General features: G+C 62.4%; 21 protein-coding genes. 11 read left to right on the top strand and 10 right to left on the bottom strand.

From position 1 onward, the window contains the following. The first annotated feature begins 52 nt into the window (after positions 1-52). Positions 53-1,027 carry a S41 family peptidase gene (locus HH213_RS06100; protein ID WP_169111442.1) on the top strand — a complete coding sequence of 325 codons (975 nt, stop codon included), beginning with the start codon at positions 53-55 and terminating at the stop codon, positions 1,025-1,027. Positions 1,028-1,117: 90 nt separating this feature from the next. Here HH213_RS06100 and HH213_RS06095 read toward each other — a convergent pair whose 3' ends face one another. Continuing rightward, positions 1,118-1,393: a type II toxin-antitoxin system Phd/YefM family antitoxin gene (locus HH213_RS06095; protein ID WP_169111441.1), complete on the bottom strand. Its 276-nt coding sequence runs from the start codon at positions 1,391-1,393 to the stop codon at positions 1,118-1,120. A gap of 75 nt (positions 1,394-1,468) precedes the next feature. On the opposite strand from HH213_RS06095, the gene HH213_RS06090 reads away from it, so the two are divergent. Then, positions 1,469-2,575 (top strand): Gfo/Idh/MocA family protein, encoded by a 1,107-nt coding sequence (locus HH213_RS06090; RefSeq protein ID WP_169111440.1) that lies wholly within the window; start codon positions 1,469-1,471, stop codon positions 2,573-2,575. Here the strand turns inward: HH213_RS06090 and HH213_RS06085 are convergent. Next, a complete protein-coding gene (locus HH213_RS06085) occupies positions 2,568-3,212 on the bottom strand; it encodes a hypothetical protein (protein WP_169111438.1) in 645 nt (214 codons plus the stop codon). The genes HH213_RS06090 and HH213_RS06085 overlap by 8 nt on opposite strands. Before the next feature lie 60 nt (positions 3,213-3,272). Between HH213_RS06085 and HH213_RS06080 the strand changes: the two genes are divergently transcribed. Then, positions 3,273-3,638 (top strand): DUF5710 domain-containing protein, encoded by a 366-nt coding sequence (locus HH213_RS06080; RefSeq protein WP_110845069.1) that lies wholly within the window; start codon positions 3,273-3,275, stop codon positions 3,636-3,638. A gap of 43 nt (positions 3,639-3,681) precedes the next feature. Further along, positions 3,682-4,755: a class I SAM-dependent methyltransferase gene (locus HH213_RS06075; protein ID WP_169111436.1), complete on the top strand. Its 1,074-nt coding sequence runs from the start codon at positions 3,682-3,684 to the stop codon at positions 4,753-4,755. On the opposite strand, the gene HH213_RS06070 is transcribed toward HH213_RS06075, so the two are convergent. Next, entirely contained in the window at positions 4,752-5,636 is an 885-nt protein-coding gene (locus tag HH213_RS06070; RefSeq protein WP_169111434.1) for a LysR family transcriptional regulator ArgP, read from the bottom strand. The two genes, HH213_RS06075 and HH213_RS06070, sit on opposite strands and share 4 nt — an antisense overlap. An 87-nt stretch (positions 5,637-5,723) precedes the next feature. On the opposite strand from HH213_RS06070, the gene HH213_RS06065 reads away from it, so the two are divergent. Next, positions 5,724-6,329, top strand: coding sequence for a LysE/ArgO family amino acid transporter (locus HH213_RS06065; RefSeq protein ID WP_169111432.1), 606 nt, complete (start codon positions 5,724-5,726; stop codon positions 6,327-6,329). A gap of 109 nt (positions 6,330-6,438) precedes the next feature. Further along, positions 6,439-8,760 carry a putative bifunctional diguanylate cyclase/phosphodiesterase gene (locus HH213_RS06060; protein WP_229263322.1) on the top strand — a complete coding sequence of 774 codons (2,322 nt, stop codon included), beginning with the start codon at positions 6,439-6,441 and terminating at the stop codon, positions 8,758-8,760. Here the strand turns inward: HH213_RS06060 and HH213_RS06055 are convergent. Then, positions 8,753-9,070, bottom strand: coding sequence for a hypothetical protein (locus HH213_RS06055; RefSeq protein WP_169111430.1), 318 nt, complete (start codon positions 9,068-9,070; stop codon positions 8,753-8,755). The two genes, HH213_RS06060 and HH213_RS06055, sit on opposite strands and share 8 nt — an antisense overlap. Positions 9,071-9,095: 25 nt before the next feature. Next, a complete protein-coding gene (locus tag HH213_RS06050) occupies positions 9,096-10,412 on the bottom strand; it encodes an NRAMP family divalent metal transporter (RefSeq protein ID WP_169111428.1) in 1,317 nt (438 codons plus the stop codon). 187 nt (positions 10,413-10,599) lie between these two features. On the opposite strand from HH213_RS06050, the gene HH213_RS06045 reads away from it, so the two are divergent. The 4 genes from HH213_RS06045 to HH213_RS06030 all read left to right on the top strand — a co-directional run bounded on the left by HH213_RS06045 (position 10,600) and on the right by HH213_RS06030 (position 15,983). Beyond that, complete coding sequence (locus HH213_RS06045; protein WP_169111426.1) at positions 10,600-12,852, top strand: TonB-dependent receptor; 2,253 nt, start codon at positions 10,600-10,602, stop codon at positions 12,850-12,852. 113 nt (positions 12,853-12,965) lie between these two features. Continuing rightward, complete coding sequence (locus tag HH213_RS06040) at positions 12,966-14,672, top strand: methyl-accepting chemotaxis protein (RefSeq protein ID WP_169111423.1); 1,707 nt, start codon at positions 12,966-12,968, stop codon at positions 14,670-14,672. 89 nt (positions 14,673-14,761) lie between these two features. Beyond that, a complete protein-coding gene (locus HH213_RS06035; RefSeq protein WP_110845061.1) occupies positions 14,762-15,343 on the top strand; it encodes a TetR/AcrR family transcriptional regulator in 582 nt (193 codons plus the stop codon). A gap of 82 nt (positions 15,344-15,425) precedes the next feature. Beyond that, complete coding sequence (locus HH213_RS06030; protein WP_229263321.1) at positions 15,426-15,983, top strand: DUF308 domain-containing protein; 558 nt, start codon at positions 15,426-15,428, stop codon at positions 15,981-15,983. 21 nt (positions 15,984-16,004) lie between these two features. On the opposite strand, the gene HH213_RS06025 is transcribed toward HH213_RS06030, so the two are convergent. Continuing rightward, positions 16,005-16,163 (bottom strand): oxidoreductase-like domain-containing protein, encoded by a 159-nt coding sequence (locus HH213_RS06025; RefSeq protein WP_110845059.1) that lies wholly within the window; start codon positions 16,161-16,163, stop codon positions 16,005-16,007. 8 nt (positions 16,164-16,171) lie between these two features. After that, the gene (locus HH213_RS06020; protein WP_169111419.1) at positions 16,172-19,270 is read right to left on the bottom strand and encodes a diguanylate cyclase; all 3,099 of its coding nucleotides are present in this window, start codon (positions 19,268-19,270) and stop codon (positions 16,172-16,174) included. 141 nt (positions 19,271-19,411) lie between these two features. On the opposite strand from HH213_RS06020, the gene HH213_RS06015 reads away from it, so the two are divergent. Further along, positions 19,412-20,890: a DEAD/DEAH box helicase gene (locus HH213_RS06015; protein WP_169111417.1), complete on the top strand. Its 1,479-nt coding sequence runs from the start codon at positions 19,412-19,414 to the stop codon at positions 20,888-20,890. 41 nt (positions 20,891-20,931) lie between these two features. Here HH213_RS06015 and HH213_RS06010 read toward each other — a convergent pair whose 3' ends face one another. The 3 genes from HH213_RS06010 to HH213_RS30060 are packed head-to-tail and all read right to left on the bottom strand — an operon-like array spanning position 20,932 to position 23,955. Continuing rightward, positions 20,932-21,333, bottom strand: coding sequence for a GtrA family protein (locus HH213_RS06010; RefSeq protein ID WP_169111415.1), 402 nt, complete (start codon positions 21,331-21,333; stop codon positions 20,932-20,934). Further along, entirely contained in the window at positions 21,320-22,261 is a 942-nt protein-coding gene (locus HH213_RS06005; RefSeq protein WP_229263320.1) for a glycosyltransferase family 2 protein, read from the bottom strand. Before HH213_RS06005 ends, HH213_RS06010 begins: the two co-directional genes overlap by 14 nt. Then, complete coding sequence (locus HH213_RS30060) at positions 22,258-23,955, bottom strand: DUF6311 domain-containing protein (protein WP_229263319.1); 1,698 nt, start codon at positions 23,953-23,955, stop codon at positions 22,258-22,260. The genes HH213_RS06005 and HH213_RS30060 overlap by 4 nt, the downstream gene beginning before the upstream one ends. Between the last annotated feature and the right edge of the window lie 17 nt (positions 23,956-23,972).

Below are 23,972 nucleotides of genomic sequence, written 5' to 3'. Positions count from 1 at the left end.
CCCGTAAGTAATGTTATTATTCCTGCATCCTTAACTTCATTCGAAGGCAAAAATGATTCCGTTTTCTCGCGTCGTGGTGCTGGCTGCTTTGAGCTTGGCCGGAGTGGTGCAGGCGGTGGAATTTGACGATGGCTCGCGTGCCAAGCTGATTGAAGAATACGCAAAGAAGCTGCAAGATAAGTACGTTTTCCCTGCCAAAGGCAAGCTGTTGGCCGATAGTCTGCGAAGCCATCTGAAGCATGGCGACTATGCCGGGCTGGAGGAGAAAGCCCTGGCGGAACAGGTGCAGAAGGATCTGGATGCCGTCGTGCCGGATCAGCACAACGGGCTGGTGTATGTTGAGTTTGATGCGCTGGAGGAGCCGCCACCGCCGCCACCCAAGCCGGCCGTGCCGGTAGCGCGTCCGGGACCGGACAATTTTGGTCTGGCCAAATTCGAGATGAAGGGCAAGGTGGCGTATCTGCAAGTTAGCCGCTTCGGGCCTGTGGATTCATTTGCCACCGAGGCTCTGGCCAAGGTGATGTCGCAGGCGGCCGATAGCCAGGCCATGATCGTTGACTTGCGCGATGGACAGGGTGGCATGCCGCCAATGGTGACGCTGCTGTCCAGCTATTTCTTTGATGACCGTCCTGTGCATTTGCTGGACGAGTTGGACCGCAGTGGCAAAGTCACCGATTCATTTATCACCACCGCCAAGCTGACCGGGCCACGCTACGGCAGCCAGCGCCCGTTGTATATTCTGGTTGACGAAGAAACCGCATCGGCGGCGGAAGCTTTTGCTTACGGTTTGCAGAAGCAGAAGCGGGCGTTGATTGTCGGCCACAAGACTTCTGGCGGTGCGCACAAGCAGTTTGGCGAACCGGTGTCGCATCACCTGATTGCCTTCGTGGCGATTGGCCGCAGTGTCGATCCGATTACCCAGTCCAATTGGGAACGCACCGGCGTGCAGCCGGACATCGAAGTGTCCGCCGCGCAGGCGCTGGACGTCGCCTTGGCGCAAATAGCAAAAGCTCCCGGCGCTCAGTAACAGGTCCCGGTTTATTTCACACGCTTTGCACGGGCCCAGGATACTTAGCTACTACGGGATCTCTATAACCATTGTCAAGCAGTCCGCGTCTCAGCCGGCGCGGATCGACAAGAAAATCGCTGCGTCCGAGGCCGCTTTTGATCGTAATTTCCCATAGGCTGGCAGCACTGAACAACAGCTCGTTATTCGCGTCATCAAGTAAAGTGAACCGAGACGGTGAGTTTGATCAATTTTTGGCGGGTGGAGTGCAGTTACCTTTACAAGAGGTTTCCTCGCCTTTGTGATCACAAACGGCTCTCCTTGGGCAGCTTGCTCAACAAGTCTTGCAAGATGGGTTTTTGCTTCATTGAGATTGACGGTAAGCATGGCTGCCTCTTGCTGGACTCAGTCTTCTTAGTTTGTACTAAAATCGCCTGACAAACTACCAAAAGGAGTGAGGAGATGATTGATTTGAATAGACGCGGCCTTGTGTTGGCTGCTGGTAGCGCTATCACCGTATCGGCGGTGGGTTTGCCGGTGTTGGCGGCAACGCCGGAGCGGAAGCTGGGTTATGCGATTGTCGGGCTGGGCGGCTACGGGCTGGGGATTATTATTCCGCAGTTTAAGAACTGCCAGCACAGCAAGCTGGTGGCGCTGGTCAGTGGCGACCCGGTCAAGGCCAAGCGTGTCGCGGCCGAGTACGGCGTGCCGGAACGCAGCATCTACAATTACCAGAACTTCGACAGCATCAAGGACAATCCGGATATCGACGTGGTCTACGTCTGCCTGCCGGTCTCGATGCACGCCGAGTACACCATCCGCGCCGCGCAAGCCGGCAAGCATGTGATGTGCGAGAAGCCGATGGCGGTGTCGTCCAAAGAGTGCGAAGCGATGATCGCCGCCTGCAAAAAGGCCGGCAAGAAATTGATGATCGGCTACCGCTGCCACTTCGAGGCCAACAATCTGGAAGCGCGCCGCCGCGCCCGTGCCGGTGAGATCGGCAAGCTGCGCTACTTCCGCTCCGAACACGGCTTCACCGCCGGCAATCCCAACTCCTGGCGCCTGAAGAAAGCCATGTCCGGCGGCGGTTCGCTGATGGACATCGGCATCTACGCGCTCAACGCCGCGCGCTATATGACGGCCGAGGAACCGATCGCCGTCTACGCCAAGGAAACCACCGACCGCCACGATCCGCGCTTCCGCGAGGTGGAGGATATGATCGAGTTCGAGCTGGAGTTCCCGTCCGGCGTCATCGCGTCCTGCATGTCGATGTACAGCGCCAACCAGAACCACATTTTGCTGATGGGCGACAAGGGCCGCATCGATATGGAGCCGGGGACGCGCTATGACGGCAACAAGCTGTGGGTGGGCCAAGACCGCAGCAACCTGATCACGCCAGCGCCGGGGCCGGGCGCGACGCAATGGTCCGGCCAGCTGGACCATCTGTCGCTGTGCGTGCTCAATAACAAGGAGCCGATCGTGCCGGGCGAGGAAGGCTTGCGCGATATCCGTATCGTGGAAGCGATCTACCGCTCGGCGCGCGAGCAGAAGCGGATCGCGCTTATTTAGCCAGGTCTTCGACGGCGCGGATATCCAGCATCGACACCACCAGATCCGCGCCGGTTAAAAATTCCTTCAGCGGGAAGCCGTCTTCCAGCGCCACTACAGATCCTTCGACGATGGCCGCCGCCTCGCCGGCCGGACGGTTGGGCGTGTGCGGCATGTAGGCGAATTGCGGAAAGCGGGTCTGGCCGCGCTCGGCGATTTCGTTGAGACTGCGCGGCGCGGCGCGCAACAGGCCGTTACGCACGCTGCGCTGGCGTTCTTCGCTACGCTTTTTCAGCAATTCGCCCAGACGCGCGATTTCTTCGGTCAGCCGGTCGGATTCGGACTGCTGGCTTTGCATTTCCTCGTCGCTCAGCGCTTCTTCCCATTGCGTCAGCTTCAGCAAGCCGCGCTTGTGCATGGTCTGGCGCTGCAAGTCGATTTCCAGCGTGGACTGGCGCGTCTTGTGGCCTTCCAGCGCCTGCACGATGCTGACGTCGCCATTGGCGCGGTGCCATTTGTCGTTGAAGTCGAATACCAGGCCGTCAAAGTAAAAATACATCGGCAGCGCATGTGGCGAGAGCAGCACTTCCTGCGGCAGCAGATTCCAGCGCTCGGCCACTTCGGCCAGGGTCAGGGTGAGGGGTTCTATCGTAGGCATGCGCATATTTTCGCACACAGCCGGTAAAATAATCATCTTGCTGTCGGGGAGTGATTGAAGATGATGTTTTTAAAAGTGCCGTTCGCGGAAAAAGAAGAAGCCAAAGCGCTCGGCGCGCGCTGGAACAGCGAGCGCAAGTCCTGGTACGTGCCAGATGGCAAAGACACCGGCGCCTTCGAGCGCTGGCTGCCGCCCGGCGGCGCCGATTTTGTGCCGGCGGTGGCCAAGCCGTCGCTCAAGTCGCGTCCGGTGATGACGGATTCGTACGCGGGCAAACCGGTCATCGGCCGTTTCTACATCGAGTTGCAGCATGACTGCGATCCGTTTGTGGCATGCCCGGTGTGCGCACCCAAGTTGGCCAGTTCAGGCTGGCAGGCGCATTACGACGATGTTGCAAAGATGCTAAAACCTTTGCGCCCGGCATGATGTTCTATTTACAAAACTGACAGGAAGTGCAATCCTCGTTCTGATGAATAGCACGACTCTGCAGCCCACCTTCCGTACTGAAAACCGGCCGGCCGAGCCGGTTCCTCGCTGTCGCCAGCCGGCTGATATTTTCGAATCCTTGTTCCAGAGTATCCAGGGTGGCGAGGTCCACGCGCGTCCCACGCTGGAGTTGACGCCCGGTTCGCCATTCCTGCCGTTCCTGGAAATCGGCTACGCGCTGCGCGCCTGCCTGGAAAAGCCGAGCCGTCACGATTATCTGATCGAGCGCCTGCGGCCGCACCTGAGCGTGATGATTGGCACGCTGCCGGCCAGCATCCTGCCGATGGGCATGCTGCCCAAGCTGGCGCCGCTGCCCAGTTTTCGCCCGCTGGAAGCCATTTCCGACGAGGAGGTGCGTGACTGGCTGATTCTCGAAGGTGGCCTGATCTACGGCGAAATGCAGCGCTTCGAGCTGGAAAACTACTTCGACGCCATCAAACCGTTTTTGTCGCCGGGCGGCGTGATGGTCGACCTCGGCAGTGGCCTGGGCAAGGTGGTGATGACGGCGGCGCTGACGTTGCCCTTCACGCGCTGCGTTGGCATCGAGCTGATGAATTACCGGCATCGGCTGGCGCAGGAGCGGCTGATCAAGCTGCTGACGCTGACCCGCAAGGGGCTGGAATCCCTGCCGCGACCGCTGACGCTCGATACGCCGCTGCTCTTGCCGTCCGGCCTGCCGGCCAGCGGCAGCCATTTGCTGGAATTGGGTTCGCGCATCGCTTTTGTCGAGAGCGATATGTTCAAGTTCGATGTGCGCGGCGCCAGTCTGGTGTTTTTGTACAGCACCTGCTTCGGTCCGCTGATGGACGCGATCAGCAACAAATTGGCGCGTGAATTGCAGGAAGGTGCGCTGGTCACTACCACCACCTATCCGATCAAGCACCCGGCGTTCCGGCTGCTGCAATCGCATGCGCCGGGCACGCTATCGTGGACCAGCGTGATGATTTACCAGCGCGTCGGCCCGCCGATGATTGAGCCAGCGTCGGAAGTGCGCTATCTGCACCAGCCGGACGTGGCGGCATGGGAAGCCCGTGTGCGTACCGAGTTGGCCGATTAAAGCAGCCATTTGCGTGCAGTAGCGATCAAGTTATCCGACAATGCGCGCGTGAACGGCGTCTGGATGTCCCACATATGCCAGATCAGCGGCACGTCCAGCCATTTTCCCGGCGCCAGGTCGACCAGTTGGCCTTGCTGGAGTTGCCGCTGGCATTGCGGCAGCGGCAGCATGCCGTAGCCAAATCCCGCTTCGACAAACCGCACATACCCTTCCGAGCTGGACAGCGCGTGGTGCGGATAGCGGCCGGTATAGCCGGTATGCTGGGCGATGAAGCGGGTTTGCAGCATGTCCTTGCGGTCGAAGGTCATCACCGGCGCGCGCTGGACGGTTTCCGCAGTCATGCCGTCCGGAAACCAGCGGGCGGCAAACTCCGGTGTCGCTACGCAGAAATAGCGCATGATGCCCAGCGGCGTGGCGGTAGTGCCGGGCACCTGGGCGGTTTCGCTGGTGACGCAGCCGAAAACCCGGCCTTCGCGCAGCATGCTCAGCGTGTGATCCTGGTCGTCCAGCCGGATCTGCAACATGCAGTCGCCGCTGTGCATCAGCGGCGTCACCGCTTCCTGTAGCCAGGTGGCGGCGCTGTCGGCATTGACGGCGATGGCGATTTCGGGACGGATATCGAGCTCGCCGGGGCGCTTGTCCAGCGCCGATTCCAGCAGCCGCACTTGGCGGTAATGGGCGATCAGGCGCTGTCCGGCTTCGGTTGGCGAGGGCGGTTGGCTGCGCACAATCAGCAACTCGCCGGCGCTGTTTTCCAGCATGCGGATGCGCTGCGACACCGCCGACTGGGTGATCGACAGGGCCGCAGCGGCCTTGTCAAAACTGCCATGATCGATGACTGCGTCCAGTGCGGCCAGTCCCCGATAGTCTACACGGCTCATTAGCTCACCTAATATTTAGCAAATAAGATTAATTATACTTATCTTGCGGCGAGCCGTAATCTGGCGTTTTTTTGCACGGAGAAGGCCATGGAAGCCACCGCTTTTTTGAAAGGTATCGGGCTGGGCGGCAGCTTGATCGTTGCCATCGGTTCACAAAACGCGTATTTATTGCGGCAAGCGCTGAAACGCGAATTTGTAATGACCTGCATTGCCATCTGTATTATTTGCGACGTGGTGTTAATTGGTGCCGGCGTAGCAGGCATGGGGCAGATGATTATGGAGGCGCCATCGCTTTTATTCTGGATAAAAATTGCCGGCGCTGGATTTTTGTTCTGGTATGGATTGCGTGCAGCGCGCTCAGCTATTAATCCTTCAGCGATGGAAGAGGATAAAAATACCACTGCGCCTGACCGCAAGACGGTTATCGCCGCTATGTTAGCCTTCAGTTTATTAAACCCGCACGTTTATCTGGACACGGTAGTGTTATTAGGCTCCATCGGCGGTCAACAACCTGGGGATGGTCGGCTCTATTTTGCTTTGGGAGCAATGTTGGCTTCCATCCTATGGTTTAGCAGCCTGGGTCTCGGTGCGCAGTATTTGAGGCCGATATTTTCCCGGCCGAGTGCCTGGCGAATTCTGGATGGGATTATCGCGGTGGTCATGTGGAGTCTCGCCGTCTCGCTGTTTCTGTAGGGCACAAGCTCAAAACTGGCTAGTATGTGCTAATTTTTGGCATGATTCTTCCAGTTAGGCTTACAATGACATGGTCACTTGAACCGCGCCGCACCGGCGCCGCATGTCAATGAGCGCAGATCCAGGCTTTATCACCGCGATGGTGGTGGAATTTACCGCCGATACCATCTTGAGCGCCTTACTGATTTTCCTTTGGCTGATGCAGCGCAAGGAAAAGCATGCGCTATTCTGGGGTATCGGCCAATTGGCGATTATGGCTGGCGGTATCGTCTGGTTTGGCACGGCAGATTTTATGTCGCTGCAATGGCGGCTGTATTTAAGCGCTTTCTTTTTATCGGCCGGCATGGCCGGATATTGGTCCGGCACGCAATTCTTTATCGGAAAATTACGCGCGGTGCATGTGCGCTGGATGGCGCCGGTAGTTCTCATCGTCAGTGGAATATTTTATCTGCTGTGGAATATCGACAATAGCTGGCTGCCGCGCGGCAGCGCCGCCGCTCTAGGATTTATTATGTTATGGGCAGGGACGCGGCTGGTCGGTATTAATAACCGCTACCGTTTCCTCGGCCTGACGCTGATGCTGCGCGGCGGTTTTAATTTATTCGCCGCCGTCAGCCTCAATCAAGATACGTATGTGGTGTGGTTTATCGGCACCAGCGTGCTCAAGGTGCTGACGATGCTTGGTCTGGTCTACGCGGTGCAGGATGAAATCCAGCAGCGCTATGCCCGCACCATCGACAGCCTGAGCCACGGATTCCTGATCCGCGACCGGCGCGGCTATGTCCACGTCGCCAACGAACGTTGCGCCAAGTTGCTGGGTTTTGATAACGCCCAGCAACTGATCGGCAAGCACGTCTGCGATCTGTTGCCGGGGTTGTCGCGCGAAATGGCTGACCATTATTTCTTCCGTTTCGAAGCCGACGGCGTGCAATATCCGATTGCCGATACGGCAACATTTAAACTGCGAAACGGCAACCATCTGCCGGTTGAATTGCTGGGGTCGCCTTACATCGAGCGTGGCCGCTTGTACTGCCTGGTCCAGTTGCTGGACATCAGCGAACGCAAAAAGAAGGATGATCAGTTATTCCAGGCCGCCCGTGTCGACCCGGTGACCGGCTATTCCAACCGCCACGCCTTGTCGGATAGGTTGGCGCTGAAAGTGGCCCGGGCGGCCGAAAACGGTCGCGAATGCGCGGTGCTGTTTATCGACCTGGACAAGTTCAAGCGCGTCAACGATTCCTTCGGCCACGCCGCCGGCGACGAATTGCTGCGCTCGGCTGCTCACCGCCTGCACGCGCTGCTGCGTCCGACCGATGTGCTGGCCCGCTTCGGCGGCGACGAATTCATCATTGTGATTCCGGACCTGGCGCCGAACAGCGCGGAGCAGATGGCGGCCGATTGCGCCGAGGCCATCATTGCAGCCATGGCGCGCGGCTTCGAGCTGTCCTATCACGCCATCAGCGTCACGGCCAGCATCGGCATCTCCTGCTATCCAAAACACGGAACCGATAGCGATACGCTGATACGCAATGCCGACATCGCGATGTACGCGGCCAAGAAAACCGGCCGTGGCGAACAGCGCATGTTCACCGAAGACATGAATGCGGTGGCGCGCGATGGCCTGGTGATTGACGGCGCATTACGTGGCGCCATCGAAGCTAACGAATTTTCGCTGGTCTACCAGGCCATTACCAATGCCCAGACCGGCAAGCTGACCAAGGTCGAGGCGCTGCTGCGCTGGAACAGTTCGCTGCTGGGGCCGGTTCCACCGGACCGCTTCATCCCGGTGGCGGAAGACAGCGGCATGATTATCGAGCTGGGTACCTGGGTGCTGGATCAGGCCTGCCGCCAGGTCGGTCTGTGGAAGCAGAGTGCGCTGGACGACGTCACTATCAGCATCAACGTCTCGTCCTGGCAGCTGGCCGATCCGGGCTTCGTCACGCTGGTGTCGCAGGCGCTGATCCGCAATGGCCTGTCGCCGCACCAGCTGGAGCTGGAACTGACCGAGCGCGTGCTGATCGAGGACACCCTCAACGTGCAGACCGTGCTGGCGCAGCTGCGCGCGCTGGGCGTCGGCATTTCGCTGGATGATTTCGGCACCGGCTATTCCTCGCTCAGCTACCTGACCCAGTTCCACCTGAACACGCTGAAGATCGACCGCGCTTTCGTCATGGATATCGAGCATAGCGAGCGCAGCAACAACCTGGTGCACGCGATTATCGCCATGGGCCACAGCCTCGGCTTGCAACTGGTGGCGGAAGGCGTGGAGACCGCCGGCCAGGCCACCATTCTCGAACAGATGGGCTGTCATTATTTGCGGGGCTATCACATCGCGCGGCCGATTGCGCCGGATGAGCTGTTGCGCTTTGCGGACAGCCGCGCCGGAGCCCTGGCGCAGCAGACGCCGGCCCAGCCCGATTTCGTTATTTAGCGACCGGCACTTTCTGCGCTGCTTCGTCGTCGGTCAGTATCCAGATGCGGTCGATATAGCCCATGCCGTCCACCGTGTAGTTGACCACGATATCGCTACCGCGCACGGCCGCCGGCATTTCAATACGATTGTCCTGATTGAAGATGCGCGCCGACGGCGACAGCTGGCGCGGTTTGCCGTCCAGCATAATGTCCGGGTAGTAGCCGGGCGTGAACTTGCCGCGCAGGATGTTGGCGGGGAAGGGACGGTCGATCGCAAAAGCCGGCAAGGCCAGCATCGCGGCTAATAACAACGCGCTGAGTTTTCGCATCGTCCCTCCTGTGGAAAACGCCAGCTTACCCCAGCGTGCTGAACATCGCCACTACAGCGACCGCCATCACGCCGGTGCACAGCCAGCCCAGCACGCGCAGCCGGCGTGAAATCACCAGCGCGCCCATCACCGACTTGCGCGAGGCCAGCAGCATGACCACCACCATTACGGGCACCGCGATCACGCCATTCAGCACCGCGCTCCAGAACAGCGCCTGGATCGGGTCGACATTGGTGAAGCACAACGCCGTGCCGACCAGCGTGGCGCCGATGATGATGCCGTAGAACTTGCGCGCGCCGGACAGTTGCAGCTCCAGGCTGTTCTTCCAGCGCATGGCGCCGGCGATGGCATAGGCGGCCGAGCCGGCCAGCACCGGCACCGCCAGCAAGCCGGTGCCGATAATGCCCATGCTGAACAGCGCAAACGCGAAGTCGCCGGCGATCGGCCGCAGCGCTTCGGCCGCCTGTGCCGACGAGCTGATGTGCGTGATGCCGTGCGCGCCGAGCGTGGCGGCAGTGGTCAGCATGATGCACATCGCCACCAGGTTGGAGAACCCCATGCCGGTGACGGTGTCGATCTTGATACGCATCAGCTGGTCCTTGGCCTGTTCGCTGGCGCGCTTGAGCGGGTGGGCATCGGGGTCGGCGCGCAGGTCCTCCACCTCCTGCGAGGCCTGCCAGAAGAACAGATACGGGCTGATGGTGGTGCCGAAGATGGCCACCACGGTGGTGATGTAGTCCTTGTTCCAGGTCAGCGGCGGCAGCACGGCGGCATGCAGGATCTGCAGCCACGGCAGCTTGAGCGTGAGCGCGGTGACCACATAGGCCAGCAGCGCCAGCGTCAGCCATTTAAGCACGCGCACGTAGCTGCGGTAGGGCAGCATCACTTGCAGCACGGCCGACAGCACGCCAGCGCCGGCCGCATACCATTGCGCGCCGCCGCCCAGCACCATGCTGGCGGCCTGGCCCATGGCGGCGACGTCGGCAGCGATGTTGATGGTGTTGGCCAGCAGCAGCAGTCCGACCAGTGCGTACAGTAGCCAGGCCGGGAAATGGCGGCGGATATTGGTCGCCAGGCCGTGCCCGCTAACGCGGCCGATCTGCGCGCTGATGGCCTGAATGCCGACCATCAGCGGATAGGTCAGGATCAGCGTCCACACCATGCCGTAGCCGAACTGCGCGCCAGCTTGCGAATAGGTGGCGATGCCGCTCGGGTCGTCGTCGGCGGCGCCGGTGATCAGGCCGGGGCCAAGCTTGCTGAGCCAGCCCTTGGCCGCTGCCTTGGCGGCCGGCGGCGGCGCGCTAGCGTCGGCTGCCTGCGTGGGTACTTCTGCTGTGTCCATGATGTCTCCTGTTTGCTTGATGCTAAGGCGGCCCGGGCGGCGCTTCCGTACGCAGCCGTACTGAGACTGGCTGAATAACTGTTGCTGTGTCATCAAGATGTCACGCCAGCGTCATCGCTTGGTCACATGCGCTTCCTACAATCTTGCCAGTTGATTATCCACCACCCTTGCAAGAAAGAATACTCTCATGTCACAGCGCTTCCCTTTGAAACCTTTGTGCCTGGTCGTCCTGCAAGCCTTGGCTTGCCAGGCTTATGCTGGCACCGCGGACGTTGCCGATGCCGCCGCCGATGACAGCGCTGCGGTCGGCGCCATGGCCGGTCCGGTGCAAACGGTGGAAATCACCGGCCGCGGCCAGTCGCGTCAGGTGCAAAACATCAATAAGGCCGACCTGGCCGAAGTCCTGCCGGGCACCAGCCCGCTGAAGGTGCTGGACAAGCTGCCAGGCGTAAACTTCCAGTCGGCCGATCCGTTCGGCGCCTACGAATGGTCCACCAGCTTCAGCATTCGCGGCTTCAACCAGAGCCAGCTGGGCTACACGCTGGACGGCGTGCCGCTCGGCGACATGAGCTACGGTAACAACAACGGCCTGCACATCAGCCGCGCCATCTCGTCGGAAAACATCGGCAGCGTGTCGGTGTCGCAAGGCGCCGGTTCGCTGGGCACCGCGTCGTCGAGCAACCTGGGCGGCACGGTACAGTTCTTCACGCTCGCGCCAACCGATGAGCGCGGCCTGACCTTCGCGCAAACCGTCGGCAGCGATTCGACCTCGCGCACCTTCGCCCGCGTCGACACCGGCCTGATCAACGGCGTCTTCAAGGCCTTCCTGAGCGGCACCCGCCAGCGCACCGACAAATGGAAAGGCGACGGCGGCCAGGACCAGGATCAGTGGAACTCGCGCTTTGTCTTCAACTTCGGCGACAACAGCCTGACCGGCTTCCTGAACTACTCGGACCGCAAGGAAATCGACTACCAGGATATGTCGCTGGAAATGGTGCGTCGCCTCGGCTACAACTGGGACAACTACCAGCCGGACTGGCAGCGCGCGGTCAATGCCGCCAAGGGCGTCTTCACCGGCGGCGTCACCAGCCTGGACGATGCCTACTATTCGGCTGGCGGCCTGCGCAAGGACACCATCGGCGGCCTGACGCTGGACCTGCACCTGACCCAGGGCGTGGATCTGAAGACCACCATCTACCACCACGACAACAAGGGCCAGGGCCACTGGTACACGCCATACGTGGCGACCAATGCCGCCAACCCGATCTCGCTGCGCACCACCGAGTACACCATCAACCGCGATGGCGTCACCAGCGACCTGAGCTGGGAAATCGGCGACCACACCGTCACCGCCGGCCTGTGGGGCGAGCGCAACAACCACACCGCCAGCCGCAACTACTACGGCGTGACCGGTCCGGCCGACACCATGTTCTACCTGACCAATCCGTTCGCCACCGACTGGAAGCAGAACTTTATCACCACCACCTCGCAGTACTACCTGCAAGACGCGCTGGCGCTGATGGACAACAAGCTGAAAATCAACGCCGGCTTCAAGGCGCTGGACGTCGATATCAAGGCCACCAATATCGTCGGCACCCGTGCCGCCGGCGACCTGGACGCTAACAAGAAATTCCTGCCGCAAGCCGGCTTCAACTACGCGCTGACCAGCGACGACGAAGTGTTCGGTTCGGCATCGAAAAACATGCGCGCGCACCAGCCGGGCGTCAGCGGTCCGTTCTCGCAAACGCAAGCCGCCTACAACGCCGGCGTCGCCAGCCTGAAACCGGAAACCTCGACCAACGTCGACCTCGGCTACCGCTTCAAACGCGCCAGCCTGCAAGGTTCGGTCGCGGTGTACAGCGCGCGCTTTGATGATCGTCAGCTGAGCGTGGCGACTTGCGCCGGTATCGTCGGTTGCCCATCGACCTTCGTCAACGTCGGCAAGGTCGACACCAAGGGTGCGGAAGCGGTCGCCGTGTGGAAGTTCAACCGCGAATTCAGCTGGTTCAACTCCTACACCTACAACGATTCCAAGTACAAGTCGAACTACATGGATGGCACCACGCTGGTCGCAGTCAGCGGCAAGACGGTCGTGAATGCACCACGCCAGCTGTTCAACACCGAAGTGTCGTATGAAGGCGGTCCGGTATTCGCCCGCCTGGGCGCCAAGTACACCGGCAAGCGCTACTACACCTACCTGAACGACCAGGGTGTGGACGCCTTCTGGCTGGCCAACCTGTCGGCCGGCTACAAGCTGAAGTCGCTGGGCTGGGCCAAGGAACTGTCGCTGCAGTTGAACGTGACCAATCTGTTCGACAAGCAGTACATCAGCACCATCGGCACCAATGGCTTCCAGGCTAGCGATCCGAACGGCACCGCGCAAACGCTGCTGACCGGCGCGCCACGCCAGTTCTTCCTGACCCTGAACGGCAAGCTGTAAGCAAGTCCAGCGCCACGTTGTTGCACGGAAAACACAAGCACAGCGTGGCGCTGGCATGGCGCTGCACATAGTTGCATACTGGCTAGCCAGAAGCCGCTATGAGGAGTTGGGCCATGAAATGGTTTTACGATCTGAAAATAGCCACAAAACTGTTCGTTTCTTTTGGCGCTGTGCTGATGTTGACCTTGGTGCTGGGCATCAGCAACATGGTGTCAATGGATCGCGTCAACCAAGCTTCGACCGACCTGGCCGAAAACTGGATGCCCAGTGTGCGCGCGGTGATGGACCTGCGCACCGACGTGGGCGAAGTGCGGCGCTGGGAACTGGCCCATCTGCTGAACGAGGACCCGGCCGCCATGGCCGATTATGAACAGCGTCTCGACAAGTCGCTGGCCCTCCTCAAACAACACCGCGACAACTACGAAAAGCTGATTTCCAGCCCGGAAGAAAAAGCCATTGCCACCGAGTTTGACAAGGGCGTGACGGCGTTCCTGGCCGACCACGGCAAGATGATCGAGATGTCGCGCGCCGGCAAGAAGGCGGAGGCGCGCACCTTGTCGTCCAACAGCTCGGCGCAGGCGCTGACCATCATCACTGACAACGTCAACAAGCTGGTCAAGCTGAACGTGGATGGCGGCGATGTCGCCAGCGACGCCGCTTCGGCCACCTATCAGAATGCCCGCATTACCTCGATCGTGCTGCTGGTGGTAAATATCGGCATCGGCATGGCGCTGGCGATGTGGGTGGCGCGCATCGTCGCCACGCCCTTGCAGGAAGCGGTGTCGCTGGCGCGCGATGTGGCCGACGGCGACCTGACCCGTTCCATCGACGTCAAGAGCGCTTGCGAGACGGGCCAGCTGATGCAGGCGCTGAAGGACATGACCGGCAATCTGCAGAGCCTGGTCAGCCAGGTGCGCAACGGTACCGACACCATCGCCACGGCGTCGTCGGAGATTGCCAGCGGCAACCAGGACCTGTCGTCGCGCACCGAGGAGCAGGCTAGTTCGCTGGAAGAGACGGCGTCGTCGATGGAAGAGTTGACCAGCACCGTCAAGCAGAACGCCGACAACGCGCGCCAGGCCAACCAGCTGGCGCAGTCGGCTTCCGGCATTGCCATGAAGGGCGGCGATGTGGTGGGGCAGGTGGTTGGCACCATGGCGTCGATCAATGAATCGTCGCGCAAGATTGTCGATATTATTTCGGTGATCGACGGGATCGCGTTCCAGACCAACATCCTGGCGTTGAACGCGGCGGTGGAAGCGGCCCGCGCCGGCGAGCAGGGCCGCGGCTTTGCGGTGGTGGCGAGCGAGGTGCGCAATCTGGCCCATCGTTCGGCGGCGGCGGCCAAGGACATCAAGCTGCTGATCAGCGATTCGGTGGACAAGGTGGAGGCTGGCTCGGTGCTGGTCAACCAGGCCGGCGAGACGATGAACGAGATCGTCACCAGCATCACCCGCGTGACCGACATCATGAGCGAGATCACCTCCGCCAGCGTGGAGCAGAGCGCCGGCATCGAGCAGGTGAACACGGCGATTGTGCAGATGGATCAGGTGACGCAGCAGAATGCGGCGCTGGTGGAACAAGCGGCGGCAGCGGCGGAGTCGATGCAGGAGCAGGCGGCCAAGCTGAGCGAAGTGGTCAGCGTATTCAAGCTGCTGGCGACGTCGCAATCCGCGCCGTCGGTGAAGCGTCCAGCGGCGCCGCGCAAGCCGGCGGTGCCGGCCTCGGTAGTGGCCAGTGCCAAGGCGCCGGCGCCACGTCCGGCGCTGAAAAAGCCGGTCAAGGAAACCGTCGGCGGCGACGAGTGGGAAGCGTTCTGACCGGGTAGCGGCCAGCAGCCGGCGCCTCTGAAAATGCGCCGGCTTTTAAATCGCTTGACTCTCAACCTACTAGAAGGTAGGATGAATGCATGAGTAAATTATCCAACACAGCGGAAGACATCCTCGGCAGCGCCCGGGTGCTGATCGCGGCGGGTGGATACAACGGCTTCAGCTATGCCGACATAGCCGAAGTGATTGGCATCCGCAAAGCCAGCATTCATCATCATTTCCCCAGCAAGGTGGACCTGGTGCGGACGCTGGTGGAGCAGTACCGCGCCGCCGCCAAGGACGGACTGGAAAAGCTGGAACTCAGCTTGCCCGATCCGGCCCAGCAACTGCGCGCCTACATCCAGTACTGGGAAACCTGTATTGGCGATGCCAGCGCGCAGTTTTGCGTCTGTGCCTTGCTGGCCAGCGAGTTGCCGATCCTGCCGGAAGAGGTGGCGCTGGAAGTCCGGTCACATTTCCGCGCACTGGCGGCGTGGATGGCACGCGCGCTGGAACGGGGACAGCAGCAGGGTGTGCTGAAGCTGGCACGCGCACCGCAGGTGGAGGCTGAAATCTTTATGGCGTCGGTCCATGGCGCCATGCTGTCGGCGCGGGCTTATGGCGATCCAGCCATGTTCGGCGCCATCATGAAACCGCAACTGGATTTGTTGACTGCAGTCTAAGCAGGGATGCCGGAATGATCAGGCATCCCTTTTTTAAAAACCATCGCTCTACCAACTAGTAGGTAGAAACAAAGGAATGATCATGAATGACAATCTCAACCAAGAAAGCTGGCTCAAGCAGTACTACTCCCTGCGTGCGGCGTTTTCCATCGCCTGGGTGATTGCGGCCTTGACGGTCGGCAAGCAATCGTGGCTGATCGGCGCGGTGCTGCTGGTCGCCTATCCGGCATGGGACGCGGTGGCCAACTTCATCGACGCCGCCCGTAACGGCGGGCTGGCCGCCAACCGCACCCAGGCCATCAACTTCGGCGTCAGCCTGGCGACCGCGCTGGCGGTCGGACTGTCGCTGCAAAGCATGCAGGCGGTGCTGGGCGTATTCGGCGCATGGGCGATTCTGGCGGGCCTGCTTCAGCTGGGCACCGGCGTGCGGCGCTGGAAAACCAACGGCGCGCAGTGGGCGATGATCCTGAGCGGCGGCCAGTCGGCACTGGCGGGTGGCGCCTTCATCTTCCAGGCGCTGCACACGGCCGAACCGCCGGCACTGGCCACGGTGGTGGGCTATGCGGGATTCGGCGCGTTCTACTTCCTGATCTCGGCGCTGTTGCTGGCATTCAGCGCGCGCCGTCGGCAACGCGCATAACGGCGAGGGTGCGCCGCCGGTTTATTCCGGATGGCGCGCCTGCCAGGCCTTGAGCGCCTCGCGGTAGCGGTCCAGTTCTTCCTGGTACAGGTCGTCTACGCAGTAGGTGCAGCCGCTGTGGCAGCAGTCGCCCGGTTCGGGCGGGGTGGGTGGTTGCGGCTTCGGGTCATCCATACTCATACTTTTCTCTACATCGGCGGCATGGCCAGCAGTGCCATGTTGCGTCCTTTTTCCTTGGCGCGATACAGGGCCCGGTCGGCCAGTTGCACCAGATCCTGCGGCGAGGTGTCGTCGGTCGGCACCATCACCGCCACGCCGATACTGATCGTCATGATACCAAACGGCGACTGTTCGTGCGGCAACGCCCGCCGCGCTAGCTCGGCGCAGATATCCTGCGCCACGCCAAATGCATCGGCCGCATCGGTGGCTGCCGCCAGCAACGCGAACTCTTCGCCGCCATAGCGCGCCACCAGGTCGGTGGTGCGGCGGCCGTGGCTGGTGATCAGATCGGCCACGGTGCGCAGCGCGGCGTCGCCGGCCAGGTGGCCGTAGTGGTCGTTGTATTTCTTGAAGTAATCCACGTCCAGCATCGACAGCGCCAGCGTCTGACCGGTGCGCGCGGCGCGCCGCCATTCGGCTTCCAGCGCCAGGTCGAAACCGCGCCGGTTGCTGACGCCGGTCAGGCCGTCTGTGGTGCTGAGCGCGGCCAGCTTGCGGTTGGATTCTTCCAGCTCGACGGTGCGCGCCGCCACGGTCTGTTCCAGCTCGGCCTGATGGCGCGTCAGCCGCGTGATGCGCACCTTGTACGCCAGCGCCAGCGAGCCCACCACCAGCGCCATCAGGCCGGAACGGAACCACCAGCGCTGCCAGAACGGCGGGGTGATGGTGATGTTGAGGGTGGCCGGCACCTGGTTCCATACGCCCAAGTGATTGGCGGCCTTGACGCGGAAGATGTACTTGCCCGGATTCAGATTGGTGTAGCTGGCGGTGCGGTGGCCGGCGTCGGTCTCGACCCAGTCGCGGTCGAAGCCTTGCAGTTGATATGAGTAGCGGTTGCCGGACGGTTCGGTGTAATGCAACGCGGCGAACTCCAGCGCAAACACCGACGCCTGCGACGACAAGGTCAGCGCCGTGGGCGCCGTCACCGGACCGTCGGCCTTGACGTTTTCGCTGGGCTGGCCGTTTTGCAGCGAATGGTTGAACACGGTGATGTCGGTAATCGCCACCTGCGGCGGTACCGAACTGGTCTTCACTTTCGACGGCGTCACCGCCGTCATGCCGTGCACGCCGCCGAAGAACAGCGTGCCGTCCGCGCCCAGTGCCGACGAGTTGACGGTAAAGCCTTCGGTCAAACCATCCGACGCGGTGAAGTGCGTGACCTTGCCGCTGTCCGGCTCCAGCCGGTACAGGCCGGTGATGGTGCTGCACCAGATCTTGCCCTCGTGGTCGTGCTGAATCGACAGGATCTTCGGCGCGCGCATCGCGGCCGCGTAGGACTTGAAGGTGATCGAGCCATCCGGCTTGACCACCACCAGGTTCAGTCCCTTGCTGGTGCCGACCCAGATGCGGCCTTGCGCATCTTCATGCAGGCTGGCGATGTTGTCGTCACTGAGGCTGTTGGCGTCCTGGTTGGCGTGGCGGTAGTGGCGGAACTTGCCGCTGGCCTGGTCCAGCAGGTCGAGGCCGCCGCCATTCCATTCCGAACCGGCCCACACGCGGCCCTGGCGATCTTCCAGCACCGCCGAGGTGCCGTTGACGCTGCGCGAACTCGGGTCTTGCGGATCGTTGTAGTAAATCTTGCGTACGTCGGTCTTGATCTCGTAGCGGATCAGGCTGTTGCCGGTGGCCAGCCACAGCATGCCGCCGGCGCCGGGCGCGATGGCGTTGATGTAGTCGCTGGCGGTGTTGCCGAAGTGGATGGCCTGGAACGGGCTGTCCGGCGTGTCCAGCCGGTTCAAGCCGTTGGACGTGCCTAGCCACAGCGGCCCCTTGCCGTCGTCGTCCTGGTACATGCTGTAGACGATCGAATGCGATAGCTTGCCGGGCACCTTGTCGTCGGCGTGGTAGCTGCGCAGCACCTTGCTGGATGCCGGGTCGTACAAGCTCATGCCCACATTCCCGCCCAGCCACATCTTGCCGTTCGGCGCGCGCGACAGGCTCAGCAGCGCGTTGCTGGCCGGCGCCGAGCGGCTGTCGATGCGGAACGGCACGTGGCGGGTAAAGCCTTCGCTGCTCAGGTTGGCCATGGCGATGCCGTCGGTGAAGGAGGCGATCCACAGCATGCCGCCGCGGTCCTGCATCACCGCGCGCAGGTTGTCGCCGGGCAGGCTGTACGGATCGTCGGCGGCGTGCACGAACTGGTCGAACGCTTCGTTGGCCTCGTTCCAGCGCAGCAGCCCGGCCGACAGCGTGGTGGCCCACAGCACGCCCTTGTTGTCGAGGCCGAAGTTGGTGATGCGGCTGTACGGCGAGACGATCGCCTTGCGCGTGTCCCAGTCGCTCTTGCCGTCCCAGCGGATGATGCCGGACTCGGTGCCGATCCACAGCGCGCCGGTGGTGTCGAACTGCAGCGCGCGGACGATGTTGACGCGCGCGTCCGGCTTGGCGGCCGGATCGACCTGGTGATGGCGGAAGGTCTTGGCGCCGGGCGCCAGGTAGTCGAGGCCGCCGGGCCAGGTGCCGATCCACACGCCGCCTTGCGCGTCCAGTGCCAGCGCGTTGAGGTCGTTGCTGGCCAGGCTGTCGGGATCGGCGTCGCTATGGGCGTAGATGGCGTCGAACTTGCCGCTGCGGGGATCGAAGTGCTGCAGGCCGCCCCAGGTGCCGATCCACAGGCCGTCCTTGCCGTCGGAAATGATGTTCTTGACGATGCGGTGGTTCTTCGGCGCCTTGTCGGAGGTAAACGTGGTGAAGTTGTTGGTGTCCGGATTGAAGCGCGCCAGGCCGTTCTGGGTGGCGGCCCAGATGCGGCCTTGCCGGTCCTCGAAGATGGCCGACACGCGGTCATGCGGCAGGCTGGCCGGATCGGCCGGATTGTTGGTGTACTTCACCGCCTGGTAGCCGTTGTAGCGGTACAGGCCGTCCGTGTGGGTGCCGACCCAGACGAAGCCCTTGCGGTCCTGGATCAGCGACAGCATCGACGGTTCGTCGCCGGCCAGCGGGCCGAGTTTCTTGAAACGCAACGACGGCGAGGGCGCCGCGCTGGTGACGGTGACACTGGCGGCGCTCAGCGCCAGCAACAGGCAAAGGAAGAGCAGGCGGCGCAGGGCCGAGAAGGGCGCTAACATGGGGGATCACAGTGAATTCTGGACAGATTGGCTATTATACATGCCATTGATGCAAGGGTTTCGTGATAAAAGCTGCTGGTTTTTAGCGCAGTTGTCAAAAATTAGGGTATAGTTTACGGCGCTTCACCATCCGTCCAGAATATGTCCGATACCGAGATCACCACCCCTACCGTCCCCGAGCAAGCCGCCGTCGCTGCCGCCGCCCCCGTCCGTTTCGCCGATTTCGGCCTGTCGCCCGACATCCTGCGCGCGCTGAACGACCAGGGCTACGAGCACCCGACGCCGATTCAAGCCCAGGCTATCCCTGTGCTGCTGCAAGGCCGCGACGTCATGGGCGCGGCCCAGACCGGTACCGGCAAGACCGCCAGCTTCGCGCTGCCGATCATCCAGATGCTGCTGGCGCACGCCAGCACCAGCACCTCGCCGGCGCGTCACCCGGTGCGCGCGCTGATCCTGACGCCGACCCGCGAACTGGCGGTGCAGGTGGCCGAGAACGTCAAGGCCTACGCGGTGCATACGCCGCTGCGCTCGACCGTGGTGTTCGGCGGCATGGACATGAAGCCGCAGACCGTAATCCTGAAAGCCGGCGTGGAAATCGTCATCGCCACCCCGGGCCGTCTGCTGGACCACGTGGAGCAAAAGAACATCAGCCTGGGCCAGGTGCAGATGCTGGTCATGGACGAAGCCGACCGCATGCTGGACATGGGCTTCCTGCCGGACCTGCAGCGCATCATCAACCTGCTGCCGAAGAAACGCCAGAACCTGATGTTCTCGGCCACCTTCTCGCCGGAAATCAAGAAGCTGGCCAACACCTTCCTGACCGACCCGATCACCATCGAAGTGGCGCGCAGCAACCAGACCGCCGACAAGGTGACCCAGGTGGTCTACAAGATCGCCGAGAACCAGAAGCATGCGCTGACCGCGCACATCCTGCGCCAGCGCGAGCTCAAGCAGGTGATCATCTTCTCCAACACCAAGCTGGGCGCCTCGCGTCTGGCGCGCGAGCTGGAACGTGAAGGCATGAAGGCAGTGGCGATCCACGGCGACCGCACGCAGCAGGAACGCATGGCGGCGCTGGACGCGTTCAAGAAGGGCGAGATCGACATCCTGGTGGCGACCGACGTGGCCGCGCGCGGCCTCGACATCTCCGACCTGCCGTGCGTGATCAACTACGACCTGCCGTACAACGCCGAAGACTATGTGCACCGGATTGGCCGCACCGGCCGCGCCGGCGCCTCGGGCGACGCCATCTCGATCTATTCGGACAAGGACGAGCGCCTGCTGGTCGATATCGAAAAACTGATCAAGCAGACCATCCGTCGCGCCGAGCCGGAAGGTTTCAATCCGGCCCCGAGCTTTGCCGACGAACGTGGCGAACGCCGTCCACGCCGCACCGAAGACATCGGCCGCGCCCCGGCCGGCCGTCCTGCCGAGCGCAGCGAACGTCCGCCGCGCAGCCTGGGGGGCGGCGGTCCACCACGCCGCGAGAAAGTCGATCCGTGGTTCCTCAAGCCCTACGAGCCGGCCAAGACCGCACCAGCGCCGGCGCCCGCAGCCGGCGGCGCGCTCACCAAGGCCAAGCCCAAGCTGGCCTTCCTGCTGGGCGGCGTACCGAAGTAATAAAAAAGCCATGTGCTCACAGTCACATGGCTTTTTTGTATTCAGGGCTGGTGTTTGCGGAAGGTAAAACTCTTGTGCAGCAGATAGGTCAGCACCGGCCCGCACAGCAGCACCATCGCCAGCCCGATCAGATAATGCCAGTGCATCATCTCGGCGAAGCCGGACAACAGCACCGTCAGCGCCAGGCTGCCCATCGACACCAATAAAAACTTCCAGTACAGCGCCAGCGTCGGCTGGCGGCGGAAGGTCAGATAGCTGTTGGCGTAAAACGACGCCGTATTGGCCAGCGCAAAGCCGGCCACATTGGCCGGCACCGGCGACACGTGGGCGCGTTCCACCAGCAGCACCACCATGCCCGAATGCAGCAGCGTGTTGACCACGCCGATGACGCCGAACACCAGCACATCGCGGTAGCGCAGCAATAGTTGCTTAAGGCTGGTCACGGCTGTGCTCTTCGCGTACCAGGTAGACCGGCCGGCGTTTGACTTCGTGGTAAATGCGGCCGATATATTCGCCCAGCACGCCAATCCCGATCAGCTGCACGCCGCCGAGGAACATCACGCTGACGATCAACGACGCGTAACCCGGCACATCGATGCCGAAGATCATGGTCTTGATGATGATCATCAGCGTGTACAGCAGCGCGAACGCCGAGGTGCCGAGGCCGATATAGGTCCAGATCTTCAGCGGCGCCGTGCTGAAACTGGTGATGCCTTCCAGCGCCAGGTTCCACAGCTTCCAGAAATTGAAGCTGGAGGTGCCGGCGCCGCGCTCGCCATGTTCGTACGGAATGGTCACCGTGCGGAAGCCTACCCAGGCGAACAGGCCCTTCATGAAGCGGTGGTTTTCCGGCAGCTGGCGCAGCGCCATCACCACCCGCTTATCCATCAGGCGGAAGTCGCCGACGTTGGCCGGCACGCGGATATTGGAAATCTTGTTGTGGAAGCGGTAGAACGATTCGGCCGACAGCTTTTGCAGGCGGCCGTCGGTGACGCGGTCGGTGCGCTGCGCCAGCACCACTTCGGCGCCTTGCTCCCACTGCGCCAGCATCTCGGCGAGCAGTTCCGGCGGGTGCTGCAGGTCGGAATCGATCGGCACCACGGCGTCGCCGTGCGCGCGGTCGAGGCCGGCGGTGAGGGCGGCTTCCTTGCCGAAGTTGCGCGACAGGTCGATCACCTGCACGCGCGGATACAGGGCGTGCGCTGCCAGCAGCTCGTTCCAGGTGTTGTCGCGGCTGCCGTCGTTGACGGCGATGACTTCGATGTCATAGGCCGGCAGGGCGGCGGCAACGACGGCCACGCGGCGGAAAAACTCCGCCACATTGCCCGATTCGTTGTAGAACGGGGCGACCAGGGATACTAGCTTCTTCACGGTTTCTTCTCCAATGCGACGGCCGGCTGGCGTTTGCACAGCCAGGCGAAGTCGGCTTCGATACAGGTGGCGGCGGCATCGCCCAGCAACTGTCGCACGGCGTTCAGGTCGACAAATTCCTCCTTGATGAACACAAACGCCGTACTCGGGGCGCGGATGCCGGCAATTTCTTGCGCGTAATTGTCGCATGGCTTCCGGACGCGCGCCACATAGCCGGTCGATATCGGCAGCTGGCGCGCCACCGCATAGCCCATGGTCGGCAACAGTGTCTGCAGCGCCACACCCTTGTTGCAGCCGAACGGCGGATACACTTGCAGCGCCTTGACGTCGGCGCCGAGGAAACTATCCCATTGTGCCGCATGCAGGCGCTCGACGGCGCCGACGCTGACCGATGCGCGCACCCGCTTGGCGTGCGGCCACAGATCCCAGGCGTGCAGGCACAGCAGCGCCAGCAGCAGCGCGCCGGCGCGCCGTGGCGGCAGGTGGCGCGTCAGGCTGATGACTGCAAACGCGGTGATGGCGTAGCCGACCGGCCAGAAGAAGCGGCCGGAACTGCGCAACACGGCCGTGATCTTGCCCACCCAGCCCGGCAGGTCCAGGTGGAACAGCTCGACCGGACCGAGGTAGACGATGTTGGAGAGGGCAAAGCAGGTCATCGCGGCCAGCGCCGCCAGCAGCGCGCGGTGGCGGGTCCAGAATGCCGGATCGAGGCGGCGCCGCAACGACACGCCGTAGGCGGCCGCCATCAGTACGAAGATGCCGACATAGGCATAGCCTTCGCCCTGGCCGTCGGTCGCGGTGGCATGCTGGAACTGCAGCAGGCGGCCGCCGGCGAACGGTCCCAGCAGGTTCATCGAGTAGTAGCCGAAGCCCCACTCGCCACCGCCGGCCTGGCCCGGCACCGGCAGCATCGTCACGAACAGGCTGGCCACCAGCAGCACGCCGCTGGCCACGGCGGTCAGCAGCGCGCGGCGTTGGTCGCCGCCGGTGAAGTGGCGCCACAGGTCGGCCGCGAACACCAGCGCCACCATGGCAAACAGGTAAATGTGGACATAGAACGCTGCCAGCACCAGCGCCACCCAGGCGCCGGACGCCAGCCGGCCCAGCCGCGTGCTGCGCAGGTAGCAGGCCAGCGCCAGCGGCAGCAGCCACTGGCCCATCAGGCCGAGGTGGTTGATGCGGTAGGCGAACGGCGGGAAGGCGGCCAGCAGCAGCGTCATCGCCAGCAGCGCCATCCACGAGCGCAGCTGCGCTTCGCGGCAGATCCACCACGCGCCCACGCCCTGCAGCACAAAGCACAGCGCGATCCATACCGGGTAGGGATTGCGGAACGGCGTATCCGGCCCGTGCTGCCACAGCTTCAGTAACAGCGAGTACAGCGGCACCGTGTCGAGGAAGGTGGCCAGCGTGCCGTCCGGCGCATTGATCGAATTGACGCGCAGCAGCGGCCAGTGCCACGCTTCGCGCACGAAGGCGTTGAAGCCGGCCACGTATTGGGCGATGTCGTTGTCCTGCTGGTGCCAGAACGGCAGCAGGCCGCGCATGAACGGTGTCGAGTACAGCAGATGGGCCAGCGCCAGCGCCAGCAACGCGGCCAGCACCAGGGCCAGCGGGCCGGCCGGAGCGGCCAGGGTGCGCGCCACCGGGGCCGGGCGCCAGCTCGGCGCCGCAGCGCCAGAAGTCAGAGGATTCACAGGGGCTTGATCAAAAA

This window comes from Duganella dendranthematis, assembly GCF_012849375.1.
Classification (GTDB): Bacteria; Pseudomonadota; Gammaproteobacteria; order Burkholderiales; family Burkholderiaceae_D; genus Rugamonas; species Rugamonas dendranthematis.
Note: the sequence above shows the minus strand (reverse complement) of the source record. Positions and strands in the feature narration are given on the sequence as shown.